The organism is Pseudomonas sp. NA-150, from assembly GCF_044336365.1.
Taxonomy (GTDB): domain Bacteria; phylum Pseudomonadota; class Gammaproteobacteria; order Pseudomonadales; family Pseudomonadaceae; genus Aquipseudomonas.
This window is the reverse complement of record NZ_CP172305.1, coordinates 302,646-318,873: the sequence shown is the minus strand read 5'-3', so window position 1 is coordinate 318,873 and position 16,228 is coordinate 302,646. Positions and strand designations below refer to the sequence as shown.

Below are 16,228 nucleotides of genomic sequence, written 5' to 3'. Positions count from 1 at the left end.
CGATTCATTCGCCTCTGACTGTTAATGCGCTTCCAGCAAGGGATCGAGCGCGCGAGCGTGTTCGACCTGCCATCCAATTGGCACAACGTCGCCCACCGTCAACCCCGGATCCAGCTCCGCGATTGGCTGCTTGACGAAGAAGTCGGTTTTTCCAGCAACTTCCAGACGCACACGCACGTGGTCGCCCAGGTAAATGAATTCCGCAACGCGACCAGAGAACCGGTTCACGCAACTCTCACTGCTGCCGTTGACGCAGATGCGCTCGGGGCGGATCGACAAGGTCACCGGATCGCCGATTTCGCCAACATTGACGGCCAACGCCTCAACCTTCTCGCCACGGGCCAGCGCGATCACGCAACGGTCGCCATTGCGGCTGATCAGGTTGCCGCTCAGACGGTTGTTTTCGCCGATGAAGTTGGCGACGAAGGTGTTTTTTGGCTCTTCGTAGAGCGTGCGCGGTGGCGCGATTTGCTGAATCTCGCCCTGGTGGAACACGGCCACCCGGTCAGACATGGTCAGGGCTTCACCCTGGTCATGGGTCACGTAGACCACGGTCACGCCGAGGCGCTGGTGCAGGTGCTTGATCTCCATCTGCATGTGTTCACGCAGTTGTTTATCCAGTGCACCCAGCGGTTCGTCCATCAGCACCAGTTGCGGTTCGAACACCAGCGCACGGGCCAACGCCACACGCTGCTGCTGACCACCGGAAAGCTGCGCCGGGTAGCGATGGGCGAAGGTGTCCAGCTGCACCATGCTCAACACTTTTTTGACTCGATCACTGATGTCGCTTTTGTTCAGGCCACGTACCGACAGTGGAAACGCCAGGTTCTCCACAACGGTCATGTGCGGGAACAATGCATAGTTCTGAAACACCATGCCGATGTCGCGTTTATGTGGCGGCACGTTGTTGATCGAACGACCGGCCAGCAGGATTTCACCCGCGGTCGGCGTTTCGAAGCCGGCCAGCATCATCAAGCTGGTGGTCTTGCCCGAACCGGAAGGACCGAGCAGCGTGAGGAACTCGCCTTTGCGAATCTCCAGGTTGAGGTCTTTGACGATCAGGTTTTCGCCGTCGTAGCTTTTCTGCACACCACGGAAGCTGACCAGAACATCATTGGCCCCAGCACTTGAATCGACGTCGCTCATTACCCACACCTTTTGTTTTGTCTGCCGTGGATTAAGCCTAGATCAGGCTCAAGCACAGGCAAATCGGGCGGTATGAGAGATTGGGGTAGGGATTGCCCTACAAGGATGGCGTGAATAGATATGAAGTCTGCGATATCTTTTCTGTCCGGTCTGGCGTCATCGCGGGCAAGCCCGCTCCTACAATGGATCACCTGTGCACTGTAGGAGCGGGCTTGCCCGCGATAAGGGAGGAACAGACGCTAGATGATGTCGCTTTCAGACACGCGCCTATCAGAGCAACTTGTGCTCCATCGCGTACTTGACCAGATCCGCCAGCGAGGTGACGTTAAGTTTCTGCATCAGCCGCGCTTTGTGGGTGCTGATGGTCTTGCTGCTCAAGGCCAGTTGCTGGGCGATGTCGTTGACGTTGGCACCCTGAGCCAGGCGCTCAAACACTGAAAATTCGCGCTCGGACAACAGCGAATGCAGCGGACGGTTATCCGTCAGGCCCACCTCGAACACCATGCGGTCGGCCAGGTCCGGATCGATGTAGCGCCCACCCGCGGCCACTCGTCGAATCGCGGTCAGCAACAGTGCCGGATCGCTGTCCTTGGTGGCGTATCCCGCAGCGCCGACCTTCAGTGCCCGCGCCGCCATCTGCGCCTCATCGTGCATCGACAACACCAAAATCGCCGGCGGATTGCTCAATGCACGAATCCGTGGAATCGCCTCAAGTCCATTGACGCCGGGCATTGAAATATCCAACAACACCACTTCACACTCGACGTGGCGCAAGGTCTCCAGCAACTGTTCGCCATTGCTGGCCTCGCCCACCACCAACAGGTCTTTGGCCAGACCGATCAGCTGTTTGATGCCCTCGCGAACGATGGTGTGGTCTTCAGCTACCAATACACGAATCACAGTCATGCTCCTGCCCAACGGCATTCAACGATTAAACGGCCAGTGGAATATAAGCGCGCAAGGTTGTGCCTTCACCCGACTCGCTGTCCAGTTGCAATGTGCCGCCCAGCATCAACACCCGCTCGCGCATCCCCACCAACCCGAACGAGGTCGGCCTGCCCTGCTCCGGGACAAAACCACGGCCATCGTCGGCGATCGTCATGCACAACAGGCCTTCTTCAAGGGTCAGGCTCAGCTCGACCGTGTGCGCCTCGGCGTGACGCATCACGTTGGTCAGTGCTTCCTGCAAAATGCGAAACAGGCCGATGGCCTTGGCATCGCTGAGCATCGGCAAATTGTCCGGGACCTGCACCAGACACGGAATCTGCGTCCGCGCCTCAAAACGTCGCGCCTGCCACTCGATGGCCGACGCAATGCCTGCATCGAGAATCGGCGGACGCAACGCCGTGGCGACATCGCGCACCAGTTGAAAAAGTTGCGAAATCAGACGCTTCATACTGTTCAGTCGATCATGCAGGCCAGGGTCGAGATCAGCGTAGGCCAGTTCGCACATGGACGTTTCCAGCTTGAGCACGGTGAGCATCTGCCCCAGCTCATCGTGTACTTCGCGGGCGATGCGCGCCTTCTCTTCCTCACGCACACTTTCCAGATGCGCCGACAACTCGCGCAGTTGCTCGCGGGAACTGGCCAGTTCCAGTTCAATGCGCTTGCTTTCGGTGATATCCCAGACGATGCCGTCCCAGGCCACGCGTTTGTCGTCCAGGTGTCGGGCGATGGCTTTGATCTCGGCCCAGCGCTGTTCGCCTTCTCGAGTCAGAATCCGTCCTTGCCATGACCAATCACTGTCGCTGCCCAGTGAACGGTCCTGCACCACGTGATAGCCCGCGCGGTCATCCGGATGTACCAGATTGCGCAAGCCCATGTCCGGATGACGCAACGTCTCCGACGCATAACCCACCAGACTTTCACTGCCCTCACTGATGTAGGCGAACTCTGGCTCTTCCCCGACCTGCGCCCGCTCCAGACGAAACACCAGCCCCGGCACGTTGGCGGCGATGCCTTTCAGTCGCGCCTCACTCTCCTGCAAGGCCGCCAGCGCCCGCCGCCGCTCTGTCACGTCGGTGAGGAACACCACCAGATATTCGGCGTTGCTGAAGCGAAGAAAACTCAGGGACACGTCGGCCGGCAAGATACTGCCGTCGGCGCGAATGCAACTGGTCTCGAAGTTCTGCGGACTCTCCTCGGTGGAGCGAGCACGCTTCCACAGGTTCAACCAGCGATCCATATGCAGACCGGGCTCGAAATCAATCAGGGGGCGATCAACCACGCCGCCGGCGGCATAACCCAGCATCGCTTCGGCCGCATGGTTGGCGTAGCGCACATGACTGTCCCAATTCACCCAGAGAATGCCCACCGTGCTTTGGTCGATGGAGAACTGCGTCAGGCGCAGCGCTTGCTCACTGGCCTGGCGCCGGGCGATGTCATCGCGGGCAATGGCCAGGCTTTGCTCCAGCGCATGCTGTTGACGTCGCTGCCAGACCACTATCGCAAAACAGGCCAGCACCATCACCAGCAGCAAAAAGGTGAGGTTTTGCCAAAAGCCGGGGGACTGGCTCAAACTCGGGTACTGCGGCTGCAACCAGCGCGCATGCAGTTGTTCAAGATCGCGCGCCGGTATCGCGTGCAGCGCGGCGCTGATGATGCTCGCCAACTCCGGCCAGTCCTTGCGCGATGCCACCCGCAGCAACTGTGGCAAGCCGATATCACCCACCACGGCCAAACCGGCAAACTCGGGCTCGATGGACAGCCGGCTGAGCTGCGCCTCGTCGATGACCGCGTACTTGGCTTGCTGGCTCAATACTAATTGCAGCGCCTGTCGCTCCAACGGCACACCTTGCAGGTTGAGGTGGGTGTAAGTGCTGCCCAGATAGTCAGCGACAGAGCCCGGCATGCGCACAGCGACACGATCACGCGGATCGAGCTTTTCCAGATCCACCGCACCCGCACCGTTGCGCTCGCCAACCACCAGGTTCGGCACCCGCATGTAAGGATCGGAGTACAGCCACAACCGCAACCCGGCCGGGGTTTGGGTCAAGCCGGGCGCGAGGTCGATAGCGCCTTCTTGCAGCGCTTTCTCCAGCGACGCCTGGTCGGGATAGTTACGCCAGATCAGTTCGACTTGCAGGGTATTTTCCAACGCTTTGATTAAATCGACGTTCGCACCCGACAATTGCTGCAGGCGCCGATCAAACTGCGCATAGGGCGCCTGCAACACCAAACCGACGCGCAACTGATCGCGCTGCCCCAGCCAGTCGCGCTGCTCCGGGCTCAGGACCGCAGCCGGCGGCGCCGGTGCAGGGACAGCCGATGCCACGAATGAAACGGTCATCAACGGCAGCACCATCAAGAGCAACCTTGAGCAGCCGATAAGCCATGGGCGCATCGATCGAATCATCACGCTGTCATTCCAATTGCTTCCTGAACTGTTTTTCTCGTGCTGTCGCACCGCGCTGGCGCCTGACAAATGCTGATCAACCCATTAGGCTGCCAGGACTGTTTCTGGCCTGGAATATCCGATGTCCTACATCTTCCGCACAACGCTTCCTGCATTGTGTTTGTCACTGATACTACCCTGTGCCTTGCCCGTCATGGCAGCCGATCCAGTACCGGCCAAAGATTCAGCCGCTGCTCCGGCTGTCGAGCGTCAACCCTTGATCGAGCGCAGCCAGGAAGATGCCGCCGCACTGCAACGGCAACTGCCGCCACAAGAGCAACAGCAACTGGTGGCGGGTACTGACAGTTTCCTCGCGCTGTGGAAGCCGGCAAACATTGATCAACCCAAGGGCACGGTGATCATCATCCCGGGGACGGGCGAATCGGCGGACTGGCCACAAGCCGTCGGCCCACTGCGACGCAAGTTTCCGGATGATGGCTGGGCCAGCTTGAGCGTGACGCTGCCAGACGTGGCAATGGATGGCAGCCTGCCGCGCGTCGAGGACAAGCCAGCCGAACCCACCAAGGGCACAGCGCCCGCCAAAGATCCGAAAAAGGATGCCGTCGCGAAAGCGCCAGAGCCGGAAAAGACCGTCGAAGCGGAGGCTGCCGACGGCGTCGCGCGCGCCGCAGCTGCGCAAGAACAGGCCAAGGCTGAGGCCGAGCGCATTTTCGCTCGCATTGATAGTGCGATTGCCTACGCGCAACAGCAGAAATCCCACGGTATTGTACTGCTCGGCCATGGCAGTGGCGCGTACTGGGCCGCTCGCTACCTCAACGAGCACCCGTCGCCCACGATTCAGAAGCTGGTGCTGGTCGCCGCGCAGGAGCCGTCCGGCGCCAAGCCGCGTTTAGACGAGTTAGCCCCCCTGTTGAAGGTCAAGACAGCGGATTTTGTCTACAAGGACATGCCACTGAACGCCCAGGCCGCGCAGCAGCGCCTGCAAGCGAGCAAACGGGCGAAAACCACGGGTTACACCCAGGTCGCGCTGGCGGCAATACCGGGCAACGATAGCGCTGAGCAAGAGCAGATGTTTCGACGGGTTCGGGGTTGGCTGGAGGCGAAATAAATCGCGGCGCGCGCATTCGCAGGCGAGCCTGCGAATGCGGCGTAATTGACACACCCTGATCAGCGAAAATCCCGCCGCTCGCGAATCAAGGTATATGCCTGATGCAGCTCGCGGGTTTTGTCGGTGGCTTCACGCACTTGCAACGCATTCGCCCCCGCTCCCGCGACTTTATCCGGATGATGCCGACTGAGCAGCCGGCGGTAAGCACGCTTGATCTGCGCCGGTTCGGCACTGGCCGTCACCCCCAACAATTGCAGCGCGTCTTGATACAGGTCGGCACTGCTGGCGACAGGTTTTCGCTGTGGGTCATAGTCGATGGCCAAGGCCTGGACTCTCACCGCAGTCCAACCCAACCAGGACCCCCAGAGTTCGATCAACTCGCGCTCGGCCCGCGATGCTTTGCCATCGGCCCACGCCATGCGCCAACACGCGCGAAGCAATCCTTCGGCCGCGTGCGATTGGCTCCTCAAGCGGCGCAAATGCCCCCGCAGGCGGTCGCCGCCGCTCTTGCCGCGATTGAACGCGGCAATGGCCCGACGTTGAGCAGGGTCGCTAAGCCCCATCCGATGCATTTCCAATCGCGCCTGCTGGATATGGCCATCGACTACCCGTCCATTCGACTTGGCCAAACGACCCAGCACAATAAACAGCAATTCATCATCGTGCGGCACCGCACGGCCACCCAGACGCTCGCGCAAGTGCGCCCAGCTGTGCAGTTCCAGACGCCGATCCAGCGCCTGCCCAAGCAGCGCCCCTAATAGCGCGCCCGGAATGTTAGCGATGGCAAAACCCGCACCCGCGCCAATCAGCGTGCTTGGCCAGAGCATTTAGCGACTCACCGCGAGCAAGCGTTCGACGTCCGCCAGCCGCTCATGGGTGCCGACATCGACCCACCGCCCGGTAAAGTGCTCGCCTGAAACCCGACCTTGCGCCATGGCTTCGCGCAGCAAGGGTGCCAGCTTGAAAGCACCGGCCTCGCAGTCTTCGAACAAGTCCGGATGCAAAATCGCCATGCCGCTGTATGTCAGGCGCGGCAAAGACCGGCTCTCGATAACCTGTCCATCCACCAGGGCGAAATCGCCTGCCGGATGATGCTCGGGGTTATCCACCAGCACCAGATGCGCCAGGCCGCTGATCGGCCGGCTGAGCGCGCTGAAGTCGTAATCGGTCCAGATATCCCCGTTAACCACCAGGAATGGCCCGTCGCCCAGCAACGGCAAGGCACGGAAGATCCCGCCGCCAGTTTCCAACGGTTCGCCTTCCGGAGAGTATTGAATGCTTAAACCCAGGCGTTGCCCATCACCGAGGTACTCCTCGATCTGCTGGCCCAACCATGCGTGGTTGACCACGATTTCGGTGAAACCCGCAGCATGCAATGCGCGCAGGTGATACTCGATCAAGGGCACACCGCCAGCTCGCACCAATGGTTTAGGCGTGTGCAAGGTCAAAGGGCGCAGGCGTTCACCCTTGCCCGCGGCGAGAATCATCGCCTTCATGCGCGGACTACTTTTATTGTCATATTGCCGCTCCAACAGGTTGACGCAGGCTTGCCAGCAACTCGCCCAACTCAGCCAACTCCGGCCGCCGCGCCAATACAGCTTCTATATAGGCGAAGAAACGCGGGACATCGGCCAGGTAACGGGGCTTGCCGTCACGGTGGCAAATACGCGCAAAAATACCGATTACTTTCAAATGTCGCTGCACGCCCATCAAATCGCTGGCGCGCAGAAAATCTTCAAACTGTGCCTGCACTGGAATCCCGACTGCGCCCGCCGCCTGCCAATACTGTTTCAACCACCCCTGCACACGCTCTTCAGGCCAGCTCAAAAACGCATCTTTGAACAGGCAGGTCACGTCGTAAGTCACAGGCCCGTACACCGCATCCTGAAAATCCAGCACGCCCGGATTGGGCTCGCTGTGCATCAGGTTACGAGGCATGTAGTCGCGATGCACCAAGACCTTCGGCTGCGCCAGTGCGCTATCGATCAGCAGATCGCTGGCGCGCTGCCAGAGTGCCAATTGGTGCGAATCCAGCTCGATGCCCAAGTGTCGACGGATGTACCACTCGGGAAAAAGCTCGAGTTCACGACGCAACAAAGCGACGTCGTAACTGGGCAGTGGCGCATCCATCGGCAGCTGCTGATAGGCGAGCAAAGCATCCAGTGCATCGTCGAACAATGGGTCGGCATTTTCCGCATCAATCACGTCGAGGTAGGTTTTTTGACCCAAATCGTTGAGCAGAAGAAAGCCTTGTTTCAGGTCTTCGGCATAAATTTTTGGAACATTAATTCCTGATTTACTTAATAAATGTGCGATATCCACGAAAGGTTTGCAGTTTTCCTGGGGTGGCGGCGCGTCCATGACAATAAAAGTTCGGCCGGCACCCTCCCAGCGAAAATATCGACGAAAACTGGCATCACTACTGGCCGCAGTCAACGTGGCCGGGGGTACGACGCCCCAATCCTGAGCTAAAAACAGCTTCGGAAGTTGCGCTTCGAGCCAAACTTTCAGGTGTTGCAGGCGTACATCTTGATCTGGCATTGCAAGGGTCTCCGACGGCGCTAGCCGTCAAGCGGGTCATGCTTTATTATCCGACATCTTTTTCAGCCCATCGAGAGGCGTGCGGCCCCCCCGCGGGCAGATGGCGCGCAGGAAGCCCGGACTAATAAGATGGCATTGAAATCCCCCGCGTTTCGTAAAAAATTTCCGTTGCTCATGACCGGCAGTTTGCTGGCGATGCAACCTTTGGCCACTCAGTTTGCGGTTGCTGCTGAACAGTATGACTGTACAGTCTCTGCTTCGGGTGCCTGGGCGTGTGCCCCTAAAACCAATGCTGCTGTATTGCCACCGCGCCCTGTGCACGGTGCAGACAATGTCAGCACCGTGGCGACGCCTGAAAGCGGCTCAACCGCCAGCGACAAGCCCGCCACTGTACTGGTTACCGAAGCCAAGGGTCGTGGCCTGAAGTCGCGTAGTGCAGACTACAGCCACCTCGATTGGGTTCCACGGGAAAACCTCACGCCTGCGCAATTGGCCGAAACCGGTCCTTATTGCTCGGGTGCGTACATCGAGCCGATTCGTCCTGGCATGAATGACAAGACGAAGATGAGCGATGCGCCGATGTTCGTGGGTGCCAAAGCCTCTCGTTACGAGCAGGAAGCACAAACGGCGACGCTGGCAGGTGATGTCGTGCTGCGCCAGGGCAGTATGCAGGTACAGGCGGACGAAGCCAGCCTGCACCAGGCCGAGAACCACGGCGAGCTCAACGGCAACGTGCGCTTGCGTCAGAACGGCGCGCTCATTGTCGGCGATCACGCTGAGATTCAGCTCGATACTGGCGAAGCCAAGATCGACAACGCCGAATACGTGATGCACAAGTCCAACGTTCGCGGCAGCGCCTTGTACGCCAAGCGCGCCGAGAATGCGATCATTCGTCTGCGGGATGGTACTTACACCACCTGTGAGCCGAGCAGCAACGCCTGGGAACTCAGGGGTAACAACATCACCCTTAACCCGGCCACGGGCTTCGGTACTGCGACCAACGCCACGCTGCGGGTCAAAGACATTCCGATCTTCTACACCCCGTACATTTACTTCCCGATCGATAGTCGTCGTCAGTCCGGTTTCCTGGCACCGTCTATTGGTAGCGGTGGCAAGACCGGCGCAACCCTGCTTACGCCTTACTACTTCAACTTGGCACCGGATTACGACGCCACCTTGTATCCACGTCTGATGGCCAAGCGCGGCCTGTTGATGGAAGGTGAGTTCCGTTATTTGACCAAGTCGAGTGAAGGACAGATCGGCGGCGGCTATCTGAACGATCAGGATAACGAACGAGATCAGCAGACGGACGCCAAAAGCACCCGCTGGATGATCAACCTGCAACACAAGGGCGGCCTTGACTCGCGCCTGAGCACTCAGGTCGACTACACCAAGATCAGCGACCCGTATTACTTCCAGGATCTCGAGACTGGGGTTCTCGGCGTTCAGAAACTCGATTACCTGAACCAGCAAGCTTCTACGACCTGGCGCGGCGATACCTTTAACGCCCGCCTCAACGTGCAGGCTTACCAGTTGGCCACGGTGTCGGATATCACACCGTACAACCGCCTGCCGCAACTCACCATCAATGGTACGCTGCCGTATCATCCGGGTGGCCTGGACTTCTCCTACGAGACTGAGGCGGTCCGGTTTCAGCGCTCGCTACAGACAGGCAACTTTTCCGACGAAGATGGTAACGAAACTCCGCGGCTTGACACCAACGTTACCGGCCTGGCTCGGGCGAACGGCGACCGCCTGAACCTCGCGCCATCCGTTAGCCTGCCAATGAACGCCAGCTACGGGTTCGTGACGCCAAAGCTGAAATATGTCTACACCAAATATGACCTGGATCTGGGTAATACCGGCCAACAACAGATCGTTGATCAACAGACTGCGGCAGCAGCAGCCGGTACGCCGTTCCTTACGGGCGAATTCAACAGCTCCCAAGACCGCGCCGTCCCGATTTTCAGCGTAGACAGCGGCCTGTACTTCGACCGGAACACCAACTGGTTCGGCAAAGACTACCGCCAGACTCTGGAACCTCGTCTGTACTACCTGTACGTGCCGAACAAGAACCAGGAAGACATCCCGATTTTCGACTCGGGTGAAACCACGTTCAACTACGCCTCGCTGTTTCGCGACAACCGTTTCGTGGGCTCCGACCGTATCGGTGACGAGAACAAGCTGTCGCTGGGCATCACCAACCGCTGGATTGAAGACAACGGCTTCGAACGTCAACGCATCAGCATTGGCCAGGCGATGTACTTCCAGGATCGCAAGGTACAACTGCCAGGTATCGACTACCACACACGTGCGTCGTCCACCGCGAACGTTTCACCTTACGCACTGGACTATGCCTACGCCTTCAACCACGACTGGCGCGCGACTGCTGAATACAACTGGGACCCGGATAGCCGCAGCCCCCGTTCTGGCAACGCGATGATGCACTATCAGCCTGAAGACAATCCGAACAAGGTCGTCAACGTCGGCTACCGCTATCGCAACGACTTGATTCGTTATGACCAGAACACGGGTAAATGGGTCGATGGCGGCGGTGACCTCGGTACACCTGGCCAACCGGGCTTCATCAAGGATTACTACAAAATCCAGCAACACGATTTCTCGGTTATCTGGCCAATCGTGCCGCAATGGAGCGCTATCAGCCGCTGGCAGTACGATTACAACCGCAACCGTACGCTCGAAGCCTTTGGTGGTTTTGAATATGACAACTGCTGCTGGAAGCTGCGCTTCATCAATCGTTACTGGGTCAACTATGACGAGTTCAGTCAAGACGTATCTCAGAACGAAAAAGGCGACCACGGCATTTTCTTACAAATCGTGCTGAAGGGACTTGGCGGCGTTACTGGCCAAAAAGTTGAAAGCTTCCTCGACAAAGGCATCCAGGGTTATCGTGAACGTGAAGACCAAGCTTTCTAATTGCCTGCGCCCGCTGATGTTGGGCGCGTTACTCCTGAGCGCCGCCGCGCATGCCGAGGTGAAAAATCTCGACAGCGTGGTGGCCATCGTCGACAACGACGTGATCATGCGCAGCCAACTGGACCAGCGTGTTCACGAAGTGATGCAGACCATCGCCAAGCGCGGCGGTGGCATGCCACCTCCGGGCGTGCTGGACCAGCAGGTGCTGGAGCGCCTGATCGTCGAGAACCTGCAGCTGCAAATCGGTGAACGCTCCGGCATTCGCATTACCGATGAAGAGCTGAGCCAGGCTGTCGGCACCATTGCCCAGCGCAATAACATGAGCGTTGACCAGTTCCGCGCGGCACTGACCCATGACGGTCTGTCGTATGAAGCTGCTCGTGATCAGATCCGTCGCGAAATGATCATCAGCCGCGTGCGTCAGCGGCGGGTTGCCGAGCGTATCCAGGTGTCGGAACAGGAAGTGAAAAACTTCCTCGCCTCCGACGTGGGCAAGATGCAATTGTCCGAGGAATATCACCTGGCCAACATCTTGATCGCGACCAAGGACAGTGCCAGCTCGGATGAAATCCAGGCTGCGGCGCGTCAGGCTCAGGACGTTTATCAGCAGCTCAAAGACGGCGCCAACTTCTCGCAACTGGCTATTGCCAAGTCGAAAAGTGATAACGCCCTCGACGGCGGTGACATGGGCTGGCGTAAAGCCGCTCAATTGCCGCCTCCGTTCGACGATCAGATCAGAGCACTGAGCAACGGCGGTATCACCCAGCCAACGCGCACGCCTGGCGGCTTCATTATCCTGAAAAAGCTGGAAACACGTGGCGGTCAGAGTCAGGCACAGATGAAGGACGAAATTCATGTTCGTCACATCCTGCTCAAGCCAAACGCTATCCGCAGCGATGATGAGACCAAACGTCTGGCCGAGCGCCTGTACGAGCGCATCAAGAACGGCGAAGACTTTGGCGAACTGGCAAAAAGCTTCTCTGAAGACCCAGGTTCGGCACTCAACGGTGGCGATCTGAACTGGGTGGACCCGAACCAGCTGGTTCCAGAGTTCCGCGCAGTGATGGCTGAGAGCCCGATCGGTCAGCTGTCCAAGCCGTTCCAGACACAATATGGCTGGCACGTACTGGAAGTTCTTGGCCGTCGCGCCACAGACAGCAGCAACGAAGCACGCGAAGAGCAAGCCAAGACTGCACTGCGCAACCGCAAGTACGATGAAGAGCTGCAAACCTGGCTGCGTCAGATCCGCGACGAAGCCTACGTTGAAATCAAGCTCCCAGGCGCCGATCAGTCCGATCAGGCTGACGCGGCGGCGAAGTGAAACCGCAGCGTTTCGCTCTGACACCCGGCGAGCCGGCGGGTATAGGTCCAGACCTGTGCCTGCTGCTCGCTTCGCAACCTCAGCCGCACCCCCTGATTGCCATTACCAGCCGCGACCTGCTCCTCGAGCGGGCCGCGCTGCTGGGTGTGGCGGTCAATTTACTCCCGGTAGCCCCCGATGCCTGGCCAGACAAGCCTGCGCCGGCCGGTAGCCTGTATGTCTGGGACACCCCGCTGTCAGCGCATGTAACGCCGGGCCAGCTGGACAAGGCCAATGCCGCCTTTGTCCTGGAAACCTTGACCCGCGCCGGACAGGGCTGCATCGATGGCGATTTTGCCGGGATGATTACCGCCCCAGTACACAAGGGCGTAATCAACGAATCCGGCATCCCGTTTTCCGGTCACACCGAATTCCTCGCCGAACTGACCCACACCGAACAGGTGGTGATGATGCTCGCGACTGGCGACCTGCGCGTCGCTCTGGTGACCACTCACCTGCCGCTGCGGGACATCGCCGACGCGATCACGCCTGAGCGACTGGAACGTGTCACACGCATTCTGCATGCCGATCTGGTCAACAAGTTCGGCATCGCCCAGCCACGTATCCTGGTGTGTGGTCTCAACCCTCACGCTGGCGAAGGTGGACACCTGGGCCACGAAGAAATCGACATTATCGAACCTACTCTGGAGCGTCTGCGCAGCGAAGGCATGAACTTACGCGGCCCGCTGCCTGCCGACACTCTGTTTACCCCCAAATATCTGGAGCACTGCGACGCAGTGCTGGCGATGTACCATGACCAGGGTTTGCCCGTGCTGAAATACAAAGGTTTCGGCGCTGCAGTCAACGTGACTCTGGGCCTGCCGATCATCCGCACCTCCGTCGACCATGGCACCGCCCTGGATCTGGCGGGCACCGGCAAGATCGACACCGGCAGCCTCAAAGTCGCCCTGGAAACCGCCTACCAGATGGCCGAGACCCATTCATGACCGAGCAATTCCAACACAAGGCGCGCAAGCGCTTTGGGCAAAACTTCCTGCACGACGCTGGCGTGATCGACAAAATCCTGCGTGCTATTCGTGCCCGTCCGGAAGATCGCCTGCTGGAAATCGGTCCGGGCCAAGGCGCCCTGACTGAAGGTCTGCTCAATAGCGGCGCCCAACTGGATGTGGTTGAGCTGGACAAGGACTTGATCCCGATCCTCACCAGCCACTTCGGCGGCAAACCGAACTTCAATCTGCATCAAGGCGATGCGCTGAAGTTTGACTTCACCAGCTTGAACGCCGCGCCGAGCAGCCTGCGTGTGGTGGGCAACCTGCCCTACAACATCTCCACCCCGCTGATTTTCCACCTGTTGCAAAACGCGAACCTGATCCGCGACATGCACTTCATGCTGCAAAAAGAAGTCGTCCAGCGTCTTGCCGCCGGCCCTGGCGGCGGCGACTACGGTCGCCTGTCGATCATGGTTCAGTACCACTGCCGCGTCGAACACCTGTTCAACGTTGGCCCTGGCGCGTTCAACCCACCACCAAAAGTCGATTCCGCCATCGTCCGCCTGGTGCCGCACGAAACCCTGCCGCACCCGGCCAAGGATCACCGCCTGCTTGAGCGTGTGGTTCGCGAAGCCTTCAACCAGCGCCGCAAGACGCTGCGCAACACCCTTAAAGCCTTGCTCAGCAGCGAGGAAATCACTGCGGCAGGCGTTGACGGCGGCTTGCGCCCCGAGCAACTGGACCTTGCCGCTTTCGTCCGCCTGGCGGACAAATTGAGCGAACAGGCTCCCGCCGAGTAGAGTAGTTGGCCATGTAACGTGGGGTGAACAGCCACAGAATGCAGGCACAACGCCGCATCGTTGGTTTTTTACCCTCGACATGTCCTAGACTGGATTTCACCGGTATGGTCCGGCTTTTTCCGCTTTTGCTTTTAAGGCCTATTGCATGTCCGATTCCCGTTACCAAGTCGACGTCAGCGTCGTTACCCGCTTCCTGGCAGAACAATCGCAGCCCGAGCAGAACCGTTTCGCGTTTGCGTACACAATCACCGTGCACAACAGTGGTGAACTGCCGGCCAAGCTGCTTTCCCGGCACTGGGTGATCACCGACGGTGATGGCCATGTCGAAGAAGTGCGTGGCGATGGCGTGGTGGGTCAACAGCCGTTGATCAAGTCCGGACAGAGCCATACCTACAGCAGCGGCACCGTCATGACGACCAAAGTTGGCAATATGCAGGGCAGTTATCAGATGCTCGCGGAAGATGGAAAGCGTTTCGACGCCGTGATTGCCCCCTTCCGCCTTGCAGTACCTGGAGCCCTGCACTGATGGCGGTGTATGCCGTCGGCGACCTGCAAGGCTGCCTGGAACCCCTGCAATGCCTGCTCGAACACGTTGATTTCGATCCAGGCAAAGACCAGCTGTGGCTGGTCGGCGATCTGGTCAACCGTGGCCCCGAATCACTGGAGACCTTGCGTTTCCTGTACGCCATGCGTGATTCCGTGGTGTGCGTGCTGGGCAACCATGACCTGCACCTGCTGGCCATATCGTGCAATATCGAACGCCTGAAAAAGAACGATACGTTGCGCGAGATTCTGCAGGCGCCGGACCGCGACGAACTGCTCGCCTGGCTTCGCCAGCAAAAGCTCATGCACTACGACAGCGAACGCGATATCGCCCTGGTCCACGCAGGCATTGCCCCGCAATGGACGCTGAAGAAAGCGCTCCGGTATGCCGAAGAAGTCGAAAGCGCCTTGCGCGACGATAATCTGTACCAGCCCTTCCTCGATGGCATGTACGGTAATGAGCCGGCGCTCTGGGATCCCGAACTGCACGGCGTAACCCGGCTTCGCGTGATCACCAACTACTTCACCCGCATGCGCTTCTGCGACCGCCACGGCAAGCTCGATTTGAAGAGCAAGGAAGGCATCGGCAGTGCCTTGCCGGGCTACGCGCCATGGTTCAAGCACAAGGACCGCAAAACCAAGGGTCTGAAGATTATCTTCGGTCATTGGGCGGCACTTGAAGGCCAATGCGATGAACCAGGTTTGTTCGCGCTGGACACCGGTTGCGTGTGGGGCGGCGCCATGACCCTGCTTAACGTCGACAGCGGCCAATTGCATCGCTGTGTGTGCGACGGCAAGGGGCTGGCCAATGATGTTCCGGTCACATTGCCCCTTCCCGCCCCGCGCGGTGAAGTCAGGCATTAGCATTCACCTTTCAGTTCAAATCAGGAGCCAGTTCCATGACCGAGTTCAAACGCATTCCTCCTGCGCAAGCCCACGCCCTGCGCGAACAAGGCGCGGTGGTGGTCGACGTGCGCGACCCGCAGACCTTCAACGCCCAGCACATCCCTGGCGCGCAACATCTGGACAACCACTCCATCGCTGACTTTATTGCCAAAGCAGACCTGGACAAGCCCTTGGTCGTGGTGTGCTATCACGGCAACTCCAGCCAAAGCGCCGCTGCCTACCTCGTGGGCCAGGGCTTTTCGGACGTCTACAGCATGGACGGCGGTTTTGAGCTGTGGCGGAACACGTACCCTGACGAAACAGTTCAGAGCACCGCTGAATAATTTTTTTTCATCGGCCGACCCCGCGTCCTGAGCGGGCTCGCGCCGAAATCTGACGAACGGTCGCGCAGACTTATTCGTCAATCCGCCTTGACCTCTCCGATTCCGAACTATCCTTAGCCCTAGGCCATCCAAAACAGGGGAGAGCCGGTACTCCGGCGCGTGGGTCATCGGTAGTAATTTTATGGTGTTCTGGGGGGTAAACAGCAGCTGGATTTCAGCTGCCTGCCAGCATCAACTGACGATCCGCCGCCGGCTCCAC

General features: G+C 59.1%; 14 protein-coding genes. 8 read left to right on the top strand and 6 right to left on the bottom strand.

Going from position 1 to position 16,228, the window contains the following annotated elements; translation table 11 throughout:
• Positions 1–21 precede the first annotated feature (21 nt).
• From ACF0H7_RS01505 to ACF0H7_RS01495, 3 genes are all read right to left on the bottom strand, one after another.
• Positions 22–1,146 carry an ABC transporter ATP-binding protein gene (locus ACF0H7_RS01505; protein ID WP_397451081.1) on the bottom strand — a complete coding sequence of 375 codons (1,125 nt, stop codon included), beginning with the start codon at positions 1,144–1,146 and terminating at the stop codon, positions 22–24.
• A gap of 270 nt (positions 1,147–1,416) precedes the next feature.
• A complete protein-coding gene (locus ACF0H7_RS01500) occupies positions 1,417–2,052 on the bottom strand; it encodes a response regulator (RefSeq protein ID WP_397451080.1) in 636 nt (211 codons plus the stop codon).
• A 25-nt stretch (positions 2,053–2,077) separates the two neighbouring features.
• A complete protein-coding gene (locus ACF0H7_RS01495) occupies positions 2,078–4,501 on the bottom strand; it encodes a PAS domain S-box protein (protein WP_397453802.1) in 2,424 nt (807 codons plus the stop codon).
• 121 nt (positions 4,502–4,622) lie between these two features.
• Between ACF0H7_RS01495 and ACF0H7_RS01490 the strand changes: the two genes are divergently transcribed.
• Complete coding sequence (locus ACF0H7_RS01490; protein WP_397451079.1) at positions 4,623–5,609, top strand: alpha/beta hydrolase family protein; 987 nt, start codon at positions 4,623–4,625, stop codon at positions 5,607–5,609.
• Positions 5,610–5,668: 59 nt separating this feature from the next.
• Here ACF0H7_RS01490 and ACF0H7_RS01485 read toward each other — a convergent pair whose 3' ends face one another.
• Genes ACF0H7_RS01485 through ACF0H7_RS01475 form a run of 3 tightly spaced genes read right to left on the bottom strand, consistent with a single transcriptional unit; the run spans position 5,669 to position 8,150 of the window.
• Positions 5,669–6,436 carry a DnaJ domain-containing protein gene (locus tag ACF0H7_RS01485; protein WP_397451078.1) on the bottom strand — a complete coding sequence of 256 codons (768 nt, stop codon included), beginning with the start codon at positions 6,434–6,436 and terminating at the stop codon, positions 5,669–5,671.
• A complete protein-coding gene (murU, locus tag ACF0H7_RS01480) occupies positions 6,437–7,105 on the bottom strand; it encodes an N-acetylmuramate alpha-1-phosphate uridylyltransferase MurU (RefSeq protein ID WP_397451077.1) in 669 nt (222 codons plus the stop codon). It abuts the gene before it with no gap.
• A 19-nt stretch (positions 7,106–7,124) separates the two neighbouring features.
• Entirely contained in the window at positions 7,125–8,150 is a 1,026-nt protein-coding gene (locus tag ACF0H7_RS01475) for an aminoglycoside phosphotransferase family protein (RefSeq protein WP_397451076.1), read from the bottom strand.
• Positions 8,151–8,279: 129 nt separating this feature from the next.
• Here ACF0H7_RS01475 and ACF0H7_RS01470 point away from each other — a divergent pair, with 129 nt between their 5' ends.
• From ACF0H7_RS01470 to glpE, 7 genes are all read left to right on the top strand, one after another.
• Positions 8,280–11,087 (top strand): LPS-assembly protein LptD, encoded by a 2,808-nt coding sequence (locus ACF0H7_RS01470; RefSeq protein WP_397451075.1) that lies wholly within the window; start codon positions 8,280–8,282, stop codon positions 11,085–11,087.
• Positions 11,062–12,408 (top strand): peptidylprolyl isomerase, encoded by a 1,347-nt coding sequence (locus ACF0H7_RS01465; RefSeq protein ID WP_397451074.1) that lies wholly within the window; start codon positions 11,062–11,064, stop codon positions 12,406–12,408. The genes ACF0H7_RS01470 and ACF0H7_RS01465 overlap by 26 nt, the downstream gene beginning before the upstream one ends.
• Entirely contained in the window at positions 12,405–13,394 is a 990-nt protein-coding gene (gene pdxA, locus ACF0H7_RS01460; RefSeq protein WP_397451073.1) for a 4-hydroxythreonine-4-phosphate dehydrogenase PdxA, read from the top strand. Before ACF0H7_RS01465 ends, pdxA begins: the two co-directional genes overlap by 4 nt.
• A complete protein-coding gene (rsmA, locus tag ACF0H7_RS01455) occupies positions 13,391–14,197 on the top strand; it encodes a 16S rRNA (adenine(1518)-N(6)/adenine(1519)-N(6))-dimethyltransferase RsmA (RefSeq protein ID WP_397451072.1) in 807 nt (268 codons plus the stop codon). The genes pdxA and rsmA overlap by 4 nt, the downstream gene beginning before the upstream one ends.
• A 145-nt stretch (positions 14,198–14,342) precedes the next feature.
• Positions 14,343–14,723, top strand: a complete 381-nt coding sequence (gene apaG / locus ACF0H7_RS01450; RefSeq protein ID WP_397451071.1) for a Co2+/Mg2+ efflux protein ApaG — start codon at positions 14,343–14,345, stop codon at positions 14,721–14,723.
• Entirely contained in the window at positions 14,723–15,604 is an 882-nt protein-coding gene (locus tag ACF0H7_RS01445; protein ID WP_397451070.1) for a symmetrical bis(5'-nucleosyl)-tetraphosphatase, read from the top strand. Before apaG ends, ACF0H7_RS01445 begins: the two co-directional genes overlap by 1 nt.
• 35 nt (positions 15,605–15,639) lie before the next feature.
• The gene (gene glpE, locus ACF0H7_RS01440) at positions 15,640–15,969 is read left to right on the top strand and encodes a thiosulfate sulfurtransferase GlpE (RefSeq protein WP_397451069.1); all 330 of its coding nucleotides are present in this window, start codon (positions 15,640–15,642) and stop codon (positions 15,967–15,969) included.
• Positions 15,970–16,228: the final 259 nt, after the last annotated feature.